Here is a 10,688-nt window from a genome sequence, read left to right on the forward strand (position 1 = left end):
TTCCAGCGCACGCTGGGTCGCTAAGACGGTAGCCGCCGGAAAAATTCTAGGCGGCTGTCGCGGCTTTCGGTAGCGATACATACTCTTGGCGGCTGTGGGCAATGGGCCTCGCGAGACGTTCAAGCGGCATCCACACAAGCCTCCACCCCCGTCAGTTTGTAAACATCCTGTGAGAGCGGAGCGGCTTATAGGGTGAATAATGTACGACATGCTTCACATATTGGCCGGTGGTGTGGTTTTTCAGTGCGAAAAATTAGCGATTGTCGGTTTTGCTAGATTTGACCTCCCTCACATCCCCCCATTCCTCTATTCACTACAATGCCGCTGGCTGAAAGGTCCCTGTTTACAGGCACTTCAATGTGGCTCGCAAGGGTCGTGCACATCGCTGTTATTCATTGATAAGGGTAGGGTTAGAGGTAGGCCACATGTTCAGAATTTTACAGGTAATACTTCTTCTTGTGTTGGCATGCACTGTGAACGCACAGAGTGTCAGTCGCGATGATATTCGCGGGCTGGATGAGCAAATCCAGGATGTGAAAAAAGACGTGATCGACCTAACCGCGACTCTGGCGCAGTTAGAAGAAAAGCTGCTTTTTCCCTCTAATACCCAGGTAGCCCTGTTTGTCTCTATTGCCGATGAGAAGCCTTTTGAGCTTGAATCGGTTGAGGTCAAACTCAATGGTGAAATTGTCGCGCACCATCTCTACACCTATCGCGAAATTGAGTCCCTGCAAAAAGGTGGGGTACAAAAAATTTACACCGGTAACGTGCAGGCCGGCGCGCACCCGCTCCAGGTGCGCTTTATTGGCAAGACACCCTCCGGTAAAGAGTACCGGGCCAATGCCTCCTACCAAGTGGACAAGGCTGTGGGGCCAAAATTTGTCGAGATCAGAATTTCCGGAACTGAGTCCGAGATTAACTTCAAGGACTGGTAATCATGCGCACATCTCTGCTTTCGGTATTGTCCGGCGCGGTCGGGACAGGCCTGCGCGTTATCGGTTTTACCCTGTGTGGTCTGCCACTCGTCTCCAATGCGGCTGATGCCGACAATAGCGAGGCGCTGCAGGACCTGTTCTTTGGTGCGGCTATGTATCACGCGCACCAAGATAAATACTTCGATGCGATTGTGGCCCTGGATTCCGAGTTGGCCCAGTTCCATCGCCTGGATGAGCCGGAGTTGGACCCATTCAGTACACATCTGGGGCAGGCGGAATTCTCCGTCGGCGACCTGGAGCTCTCCTACCGTATGCACCGGGAAGCGGGCCGCGCGATTGAGGCGGTGCTCAAAGGCAATGTCTCCCAGGAAGTGCGCAATGAGGCGGCCTACCGCCTGGCCAAGATTCACTATCACAAGCAACAACCCCTCAATGCTCTGCATGCATTGGAAATGATCGAAGGGCGGGTACCCCTACGTGTGCGTGCGGATGAACAATTTCTGCGCGCTCGGGTATTTATGGAGCTTGGGCGTCTTAAAGAAGCCGTGGAGCTGCTCAAAGATCTGAAAGGTGAGGAATCCCTGGATGGCTTTGTGGAATTCAACCTGGGTATTGCCCAGCTGAAATCCGGTGAAGAGGCGCGCGGTGTATTGGAGTTAACGGCTCTGGGCAAGCGCCGCAGCAGCGACCCCGCCGATCAGGCGCTGTACGACAAAACCAATTTGCTACTCGGTTCCCACCTGATGGAGGCCGGCGAATTGCAGTTGGCGCGTCCCTATTTTGACCGGGTGAATCTCGAGGGTCCATTTTCCAATAGGGCTCTACTCGGTGCCGGCTGGGTTGAGGCCCGCGCGGGGCGTTACGATCGTGCATTGGTGCCCTGGAAAATGTTGCAGAACCGCAAGGGCACCAATGAAGCTGCGCAAGAAGCCATGCTCGCAGTGCCTTATGCCTACGGCAAGCTGGACGTACACAGTACCGCAGCGATTAATTACGGTCGCGCCCTGGATGCCTTCGGCCGTGAAATCGATACGCTGACGGCATCGATCGATAGTATTCGCGAGGGTAAATTTCTCGAAGCCCTGCGTCGGAAAGAAGCCACCCAGGTGCAAAACTGGGTGGTAGCCCTGCGCAATCTGCCCGAGGCGCCGGAGACACACTATCTCCTCGACCTGATGGCCTCCAATGATTATCAGGAGTTCCTGCGCAATTACCGCGATCTGAACGAACTTTTCGAACGCAATAAAGAGTGGCTTAAGAGTCTCACGGCTTACGAAGATATTATCAGCGTGCGCCGAGCTTACTATGAACCCCTATTGCCGCAGCTCGACGATCAATTCCGCACCCTGGATGCGCGCATCAAGTTGCGTATGGAGCAGCGGGATCAATTTTCCAGTCGTATTGAGCAGATGCTGGTCTCCCGCCGCCCGGAATATCTTGCCACTGCCGAAGAGCAGGAGGCCCGCCTGCAGCTACTGCAGTTACACAAGCAAATTGCGCGCAACCCGCGGGGTTTTACCGAGGAGACCCGCAGCCGCTTGGAGCGCCTCCAGGGTATTTTGGCGTTGCGTCTCTCGACCGAGTATCACGAGCGCCTAACGGAAGCGTATAAGCACCTACAGGCACTAAATACAGAGATTGAAAAACTGCAAACGGTTTACCGCTCCTATGTGCGCAGTCGCCAGGCCGCTACCCACAGTTACACCGGGTATAACAAAGATATTCAGCGTTTGCGCGCACAGATTCGCGCTACCCAGCGGCGTCTTGAGACGTTGATGGCGCGCCAGGGCAGCATGCTTGAAGCGCTCGCTATTCAAGAGCTGGAACGCCGGCGCACTCAGTTGGAGAGTTACCAGATTAAAGCGCGCTTTGCTCTGGCCGACAGTTTCGACCGTGCCAATGAATTGCAGGAGCAGCGCGAAGATGAACGCAAGATTGAGCAGCTCCGCGAGGCCCAGCCGGAAGCGCTGCCCGAGGGCAACCCGCCCGAAATGGAAGTGCAGGACAACGCAGGGAGTGAAGGGTGAAAGCCTTAACCAAACACGTGAAACCGTTTGCTAAACAGGGGCGTTCCCTTGCCCTGTATCGCTGCGTACTGGCCGTTGCCGTACTGCTGCTCAATGCCTGTGCGGTAAACAGTGGTAAGACCATTGGCAGCTTGCAAAAAGTCGATATCGAGATTGAAGAGGAGTATATCGACGGAAGCCTGGAGAAGGCTCTGGCCAGTTATCAGCGCTACCTGCAGGAAACCCCGGAATCCAACCTTACTCCCGAGGCAATGCGCCGAATTGCCGACCTGAAAATCAAGCAGGCACACCGCGCGGAAGATGAAGCCATCGATGGTATTGCCACCGCCACGACAAGCAGTGGTGTTGTTGTGGCCATCGATGCCGCGCAAGTGACCGCGGAAAATACGCTGGATGCGCCCGCTGAAGTTGCGGCGACCGTTACGCAGGCGAAAACCGTAACGCCAGAGGAGCGTGGCGGAGCGGAGTCGGATGCAGAATTTGAGGCGCGCGCCAGTGGGAGTGTGGATGTGGCCGCAGATACGGCACCGCTGGAGTCTCCTGCGGAGGACCCCGATGCGCTCATGTCGGCGAATGCCCGTGAGGCTATCAAGTTGTATCTCGATCTGCTAAAAAAATATCCTCTGTACGACCGCAATGACCAGGTGATGTACCAGCTCTCTCGCGCCTATGAGGAAGCCGGCCAAATTGATGCAGCGGTCGATGTGTTGCGTCAGCTGGTGGCAAAGTATCCCGGCTCCCGCCATATCGATGAGGCCTGGTTCCGTCTGGGCGAATACAACTTTACCCGTAAAAAATACCTGGATGCCGAAGAATCTTACGGCAGGGTGATCGATATGGGGCCTGTATCGAGTTTCTACGAGCTGGCTTTGTACAAGCGCGGCTGGTCCCTATTCAAGCAAGATATGTACGAGATGGCACTGGACGATTATATCGCCATGCTCGATTACAAAGTTTCTCAGGGCTACGATTTCGATCAGCAGAGCAACAATGTTGAGCGCAAGCACGTGGAGGATACCTTCCGCGTGGTGAGTTTGAGCTTCTCTTATATGGAAGGCCCGGATTCCATCGTTGATTATTTCTCACGTAAGGGCGCGCGCGAGTATGAATACCTAGTGTACAGCCAGCTGGGTGAGTACTACCTGGATAAGCGTCGCTATCAGGATTCGGCAAAATCCTATACCGCCTTTGTTGAGCGCAATCCGTTGCACCGGGTTTCCGCGGACTTTTCCATTCGTGTTATTGAAATTTATGGCAAAGGTGGGTTTCCCCGGCTGGTGCTTGATGCGAAGAAATCCTTCGCCAACACCTATGCACTCAGTGCTGAGTACTGGAACGTATTTGATATTAATGAATATGGGGAAGTGGTCGAGTTCCTACAGGCTAACCTGATTGATCTGGCCAGCCACTACCATGCGGCTTATCAGAATAAGAAGCTGAAGGATAAAAAAGGCGAGCACTACCGCGAGGCCATTCACTGGTATCGCAGCTACCTGCAATCCTTCCGTGAAACTGAGCGCGCGCCGGAAATCAACTACCAGCTCGCTGGCCTGATGCTGGAAAATCGCGACTTCCATGGCGCCGCCCTGGAATACGAGCGCACCGCCTACGAATATCCGGCCCACAAGGATTCCAGTGAGGCGGGTTATGCGGCGGTATACGCTTATCGCGAGCATTTGGGCAACAAACTGAAAGATGCCGGTGCCGATCTGCGCGCACCCCTGCTGCGCGAGATTATTCGCTCGTCCCTGACTTTTGCCGATACCTTTGCGCAGCATGGCAAGGCGCCACAGGTGATGTTGGGGGCGGTCGAGGATCTATACGGGCTCAAAGACTACGCACCGGCCATAGAAAATGGCCGCCAGTTGCTAGAAAAATTCCCCGCTGCAGAGCAGGAGATACGTCGCTCCGCCTGGATGTTGGTGGCCCACGGCTCCTTTGATACCCAGGCATTTGCCGATGCAGAAGTGGCCTATGGGGAAACTCTGAATCTCACGGCGGCGGATGCCAAAGATCGTGCAAACCTTGTCGATAACCTGGCTGCGTCTATTTATCAGCAGGGGGATATGGCGCGTCAGCAAGAGGACCATGTTACAGCGGCCGCGCACTTCCTGCGTATTCGCGCAGCAGCTCCCGGTGCGACTTTGCTGGCCACGGCAGAGTACGATGCTGCCGCCTCCCTGATTGTGCTGAAAGATTGGAGTCAAGCCGCCTCGGTATTGAACGGTTTTCGCAGGAATTTCCCCGAGCATGAGCTCGCAAAAGATGTCACCAAGAAACTGGCCGTGGTCTACCAAGAGAGTGGCGAACTCTTGTTGGCGGCTGCGGAATTTGAGCGAATTGAGCGCGAGTCCAAGGACGAAGATATTCGCCGTGAGGCCCTGAGCCAGGCGGCAGATCTCTACAGTGCGGCGAAGGATAGCGGCAAGGCTCTGGCGGTATTGCGTCGCTACGTGAAGCTGTTCCCCAACCCCATGGAGCCGGCGCTTGAGACGCGGCAGAAAATTGCCGATCTCTATAAAACGGCCGGAGAGCAAAAGCGCTATATGCGCGAGCTGCGCGAGATGGTGCGTATAGAGTTGCGCGGCGGTTCACAGCGCAGTGATCGTACCCGCTACCTGGCTGGTAGCGCCGCCCTGCAGTTGGCTGAGCCCAGCTATAAGGCCTTTGCCCAGGTGGCGTTGGTGAAGCCTATCGAGCAAAACCTGAATTTGAAGCGCAAGCGTATGAAAAAAGCGATCAGCGATTTTTCGGCCTTGATTGATTATCAGGTGGCGGACGTGACCGCTGCGGCGACTTATTACCTCGCGGAAATCTATCTGCATTTTAGTGTCTCCCTGAAAGAGTCCGAGCGTCCCGGTAATTTGAGTGCGTTGGAGCTGGAAGAATACGAGTTGGCCCTGGAAGACCAGATATACCCCTTCGAGGAAAAAGCGATTTCCGTGCACGAGAAAAATGTTGAGTTACTCGGGGTGGGTATTTACAACCCCTGGGTCGACAAGAGTATCGGCAAGCTGGCTGGGCTGGTGCCGGCCCGTTATGCACGGGCTGAGGAAGCTGGTCAGTATCTGCAAAACATTGTGCCTTTACCGCCGCAACCGGAGCAGATGGATGCCGGTGAAGCGGTTTCCGGTCAGTAACAACAAGAATGGAGTTGAGGGTTATGCAAGCAAGATTACCAATCGTATTCCTGTTGAGTGTCGCGCTGTTCTTGAGTGGCTGTGCGGGCAATCAGGGGGCTAATGGCAAAATCACCGATTATTCTTCGGTGCGGGTGTCCGGCAGTGTAAATCGGGATTTTGAGCGATCCCTGGAATTTATCGCCGAAAAGGAGTTTGTCAAGGCGATCGAATTACTGGAAACGGTGGTGCAGCGGGAGCAGCGCCTGCCGGCGCCCTTTATTAATTTAGGGATTGCCCACTATCAGGTTGGCAATGAAAAAAAAGCAGAGGAGGCTTTTCTCAAAGCCTTGACGCTCGATGCCGAGCACCCGGTTGCCACCAATGAGCTGGCCGTGCTTTACCGCAAGCAGGGCCGCTTTGCCGATGCGCGTAAAATTTATGTGAATGCCTTAGCAGAAAACCCCGAATACCTGCCTTTAATTAAAAATCTAGGCATATTGTGTGATCTCTATCTGCAAGATCTCCAGTGCGCTCTGGCACAATTCCAGCAATATGTGCAACTGGAGCCAGAGGATCAGGATGTATCCATTTGGCTGGCGGATCTTAAGCGGAGGGCGGACAAGTGATGGTGCAGTCTAAATGGGTTTTGCCATTAATTTTTACTTTCGCCGCCTTTCCTATGGCGCAAGCCCAGTCACAAGATGGAGAAGAAACACAATCCACTGAAAAAAAAGTGGACTCAAAAGTAAAGGAACTGTCGGGCATCTCCATTATTGGTAACAAGGAAGCGCCCAAGTCTCTTTATATTGTCCCCTGGAAAAGTTCCGAGGTGGGTGTCGAAAGTGATCTTGTTTCCAGTTTGATGGACGACAAGCTCAAGCCGCTCGACAAGGAAGTTTTCATGCGTGAGCTGGAGTTCTACCAGCTCAGCCTGCCCGGCGACTAACGCCGTCCTTTCTCTGGCGGAAGCCAGAGCAGCAACCAATTACTGCAGTATTTCTCAAGAGGGTTTGTAATGGACTTTTTCAATAGCGTCATCGATTTTTTCCAGACGGGCGGTACTTTTATGTACCCGATTCTCGTGGTGGCTGCCCTGGGTGGCGCCGTGGCCATTGAGCGATTTATTCGCCTGCACTACGAGCGTCACACCAACCGAGCCATGTGGGATAAATTACAGCCGATTCTTTCCAGTGGAGATTTCGATCGCGCGCGTAATCTGGTCAAGCAGGATAACTCCAGTGTGGCCAAACTGCTTTCTATGGGCCTGGCCCGTCAGGGTGCGGTACGCCGTCGCGAAGATATCGAAATCGCGATGGAAGAGAGCATGATGGAAATTACTCCTCAGCTGGAAAAGCGTACTCCCTACGTAGCGCTGTTTTCTAATATCGCCACACTCTTGGGTCTGCTCGGTACCATTATGGGTCTGATCGAGGCCTTTACCGCGGTAGCCAACGCCAACCCGGCAGAGAAGGCCGATTTGCTCTCTGCCAGTATTTCGGTAGCGATGAACACCACTGCATTTGGTTTGATGACCGGTATTCCCCTGTTGATTGTGCATGCACTGCTCAACTCCCTCACTGGTGAAATTATCGATAGCCTGGAAATGGTTTCCGTTAAAGCCTCCAACCTGATCGACAGCTCAACCCGCCGCCGTTTCGAAATCGATGCACCCAGCACAGAAAGTAAGTCTGCAAATAAAAGCAAATCTAAAAGCAAGGCGGAAAGTAAATCTGACAAACAAGCCGAAGCGCAGCCAGCGGCTGAGGCCAATACCGAAGAACTGCAAACGGAAACTGCGTAATGAGAAGGCGGCGCCACGGGAGAGATAAAGAAGCCCCGGAGCTGGACATCACCGCCTTCTTGAACCTGATGGTGGTGCTGGTGCCGTTCCTGCTGGTATCGGCCGTGTTCTCACGGGTCACAATTCTGGAGTTGAATATGCCCAGTGGGGCCGGCGGTGGAGCACCGGATGATCCCGCGGTCACGGTGGAAGTTGTTGTGCGCACGGAGGCGCTGGAAATCAGCGACGGCGAGAAGGTAATTGCGCGCTTCCCCAACTTGAATGCCAGCGAGGAGGGAGAGCCTGCTCAGGCGGTAGCTACCGCTGGGGAAACCTCGGCGGGAGAGGCGACCGAAGAGGGCGAGGCTTTAGCGCTGCTACCAACGGCAGAGGTGTACGACCTGAAAAAACTCACTGAGTTTTTGTTACAGGTAAAAGCCAGCTACCCGGAGAAAACCGATTCCATCCTCCTGATGGAGGCGGATATTGCCTATGAGCATTTGGTTGGTGTCATGGATACTGTACGCGGAGCCGAAGTGCGCGTAGAGGGTAGTGACCCCAGCGATCCGGATGCCGTGGAGAGGGTGGAGTTGTTTCCCGATATTTCCATAGGAGATGCGCCGTGAAACATGAAAGCCGACGTATGAAGCGTATGGCGCGCAGCCATAAGCGCAAAAAAACCACGGGGATGAACCTCACCTCATTGATGGATGTATTCACCATTTTGGTGTTCTTCCTCTTAACCAACACTTCCAGTAATGAAGCGTTGGAGCCGCCCAAGGTGATCACTCTGCCGGATTCGGTTGTAGAGACTAAACCCAGGGAAACCGTGACCTTGATGGTGACGGATGAGGAGATCTTGGTGGAATCCAATTCTGTGATTGCTACCAGTGAGGTGCTCGAGAGTGAGGGAATCATTATCGAAGCCATCAAACAGGCCATGATTGCAGAGATGGGTAAGGCGATTGGCGTGGCCCAGGCCACTGCCCAGGCATCTGCCGAGACAGAAGAGGGCGCGGTCGAGGGTGACATTGAGCCGGAACTACCGGAAGTCAATATTCTCGCGGACCGAGGTATCCCGTTCAGTTTGCTTAAGAAGGTGATGTCCAGCTGTACAGAAGCGGGTTACACCAAGGTATCACTGGCGGTTATTCAGAAAGCATCTCAGGGTTAATGGAAGTTTGTGAATAATTTTCTTCAACAACAGCAGGCGCTCAGCGATTCGCTCGAGGCGGTCCGCCAGCGCATGCACCTGCTCGAGGATGAGCGGCAGCAGATCGAAGCGCAGCTGGCCGAATTACAGGCCCACGGCACCAAGTACCAGTTGCTCGATGAAATTTCTGAACGCCTGCGCCAACTCGAAGAGGTTGGCGCCGGGGAAATGTTCTGGGCTGACGACTACCGGGAAGGCGTCACCGAGCAGGTTATTGAGCGAGTCGGGAAATCTACCCGCAGCTTCAATGACAACCTCGACCGCTTGCATCAAAGTCGCCGCGATGTCCTCGATAAAATTGAATACAGCAATGAGGAAATTTTTGCCCTGGATGAGCGCGCCGATGAGTTGCGCCGCGAGGAAGAGGAGTCCCGCTACGAATTTGAGGTCACCCGTGAATTCGAACAGCCGGATTTTCGTCCGATGGTTATGCCCTGGCATACCCAAGGTGAGGACGAGAAACGTTTCCGTCTCTGCGTCTTTGCTTCATTGTTTATGGCTGCTTTACTGGGGTATCTGGTACCGCTCTACACGTTGCCGGAGCCCGAGAGTCAGGTGGTTGAGATTCCTGAACGCCTAGCCAAGCTGGTTATCGAAAAGAAAACCAAGCCGAAGCCTCCGCCCGAACCGGAGAAGGCCAAGCCCAAAAAAGAGGAGAAGAAACCCGAGACCAAGCCTGAGCAGAAGGTGGCTAAGCAAGAGCCTAAGCCCACCAAAACTGAGAAGAAGCAGGCACGCAAGAAAGCGGAGCGCGCAGGCGTTCTGGCCTTTAAGGATAACTTCCAGGATCTTATCCAGGATGACCTGGATAACCGCCTCGGCCAGCAGACCCAGTTGAGTACGGCGGGTAAGAAAGAAGATCGCAGCCAGCGCTCTCTGATTGCTTCAGCGGCAGCCAAGGGCAGCGGTGGTATTAACACTTCGAATGTGAGTCGCAATGTAGCTGGAACTGGTTCCTCCCTCGGCGGTGTTGAGTTTACCCGTGCGGAGAGTTCGATTGGTAACGAGGGTGACTTCGCTGGTGAGGATCGTCCGCTGAGCGACGGTGTGGGTCCATCGCGTACCGACGAGGAGATCCAGATTGTCTTCGATCGCTACAAGAGTGCTTTGTATCGTATCTACAACCGCGAGCTGCGAAACAATCCGGCCCTGCAGGGTAAGATGGTCCTGAAGATCACCATCGAACCCGATGGTTCCGTTTCCCTTGCACAAGTGGAGTCCAGCGATATGGATTCGCCGGCGCTCAATGCCAAAATTGTTGCACGGGTCAAGCGGTTTAACTTCGGTGAAAAGGCTGGTGTGCCAACAATCACCATTCTCTATCCGATCGACTTCTTGCCTCAGAGCTAACCTGGGTTCCCCCTTCCTGCGCCAGCGGGAAGGGGTCATTTTGGCTTCACTAAATTGGATTTGCGGCGTTTGTTGGAATCCTCCTGCTACTTTTTCCTGCCCTCAGCTCCCCAGGGGTCTCTTGAGAACCACTTGGCAACCCCCAAAAAAGTTCCCTTATCTGAGCGGTATTTATGACCTGCTTCACGGCCACTTTTTCTTCCTCCAAGTAAAGTTCGCGCACCGGGTAAACCCTGTGCGGTGGCGGTGCCTTTGGGCCCT

10 protein-coding genes are annotated in these 10,688 nt (G+C 54.2%); 9 read left to right on the plus strand and 1 reads right to left on the minus strand.

What is annotated here, in order from left to right; translation table 11 throughout:
* Positions 1-425 precede the first annotated feature (425 nt).
* The 9 genes from ACCI51_RS13635 (at position 426) to ACCI51_RS13675 (ending at position 10,427) form a co-directional block, all read left to right on the plus strand.
* Positions 426-935, plus strand: a complete 510-nt coding sequence (locus tag ACCI51_RS13635) for a hypothetical protein (RefSeq protein ID WP_371844072.1) — start codon at positions 426-428, stop codon at positions 933-935.
* A 2-nt stretch (positions 936-937) separates the two neighbouring features.
* Positions 938-2,962, plus strand: a complete 2,025-nt coding sequence (locus tag ACCI51_RS13640) for a hypothetical protein (protein ID WP_371844074.1) — start codon at positions 938-940, stop codon at positions 2,960-2,962.
* Positions 2,959-6,102 (plus strand): tetratricopeptide repeat protein, encoded by a 3,144-nt coding sequence (locus tag ACCI51_RS13645; protein WP_371844075.1) that lies wholly within the window; start codon positions 2,959-2,961, stop codon positions 6,100-6,102. Before ACCI51_RS13640 ends, ACCI51_RS13645 begins: the two co-directional genes overlap by 4 nt.
* Positions 6,103-6,125: 23 nt before the next feature.
* Positions 6,126-6,710 carry a tetratricopeptide repeat protein gene (locus tag ACCI51_RS13650; RefSeq protein WP_371844077.1) on the plus strand — a complete coding sequence of 195 codons (585 nt, stop codon included), beginning with the start codon at positions 6,126-6,128 and terminating at the stop codon, positions 6,708-6,710.
* Positions 6,710-7,030: a hypothetical protein gene (locus tag ACCI51_RS13655; protein WP_371844181.1), complete on the plus strand. Its 321-nt coding sequence runs from the start codon at positions 6,710-6,712 to the stop codon at positions 7,028-7,030. The genes ACCI51_RS13650 and ACCI51_RS13655 overlap by 1 nt, the downstream gene beginning before the upstream one ends.
* A 69-nt stretch (positions 7,031-7,099) precedes the next feature.
* Positions 7,100-7,885 carry a MotA/TolQ/ExbB proton channel family protein gene (locus tag ACCI51_RS13660; protein WP_371844079.1) on the plus strand — a complete coding sequence of 262 codons (786 nt, stop codon included), beginning with the start codon at positions 7,100-7,102 and terminating at the stop codon, positions 7,883-7,885.
* Entirely contained in the window at positions 7,885-8,490 is a 606-nt protein-coding gene (locus ACCI51_RS13665; protein WP_371844081.1) for an ExbD/TolR family protein, read from the plus strand. The genes ACCI51_RS13660 and ACCI51_RS13665 overlap by 1 nt, the downstream gene beginning before the upstream one ends.
* Complete coding sequence (locus ACCI51_RS13670; protein WP_299582860.1) at positions 8,487-9,038, plus strand: ExbD/TolR family protein; 552 nt, start codon at positions 8,487-8,489, stop codon at positions 9,036-9,038. Before ACCI51_RS13665 ends, ACCI51_RS13670 begins: the two co-directional genes overlap by 4 nt.
* A 9-nt stretch (positions 9,039-9,047) precedes the next feature.
* On the plus strand, positions 9,048-10,427 hold the full coding sequence (locus ACCI51_RS13675; RefSeq protein ID WP_299582863.1) for an AgmX/PglI C-terminal domain-containing protein: 1,380 nt from the start codon (positions 9,048-9,050) through the stop codon (positions 10,425-10,427).
* Between the two features lie 49 nt (positions 10,428-10,476).
* Here ACCI51_RS13675 and ACCI51_RS13680 read toward each other — a convergent pair whose 3' ends face one another.
* Positions 10,477-10,650: a hypothetical protein gene (locus ACCI51_RS13680; RefSeq protein ID WP_371844084.1), complete on the minus strand. Its 174-nt coding sequence runs from the start codon at positions 10,648-10,650 to the stop codon at positions 10,477-10,479.
* Positions 10,651-10,688 lie beyond the last annotated feature (38 nt).

Origin of the sequence: Microbulbifer echini (genome assembly GCF_041447225.1) — a bacterium.
Taxonomy (GTDB): Bacteria; Pseudomonadota; Gammaproteobacteria; order Pseudomonadales; family Cellvibrionaceae; genus Microbulbifer; species Microbulbifer echini.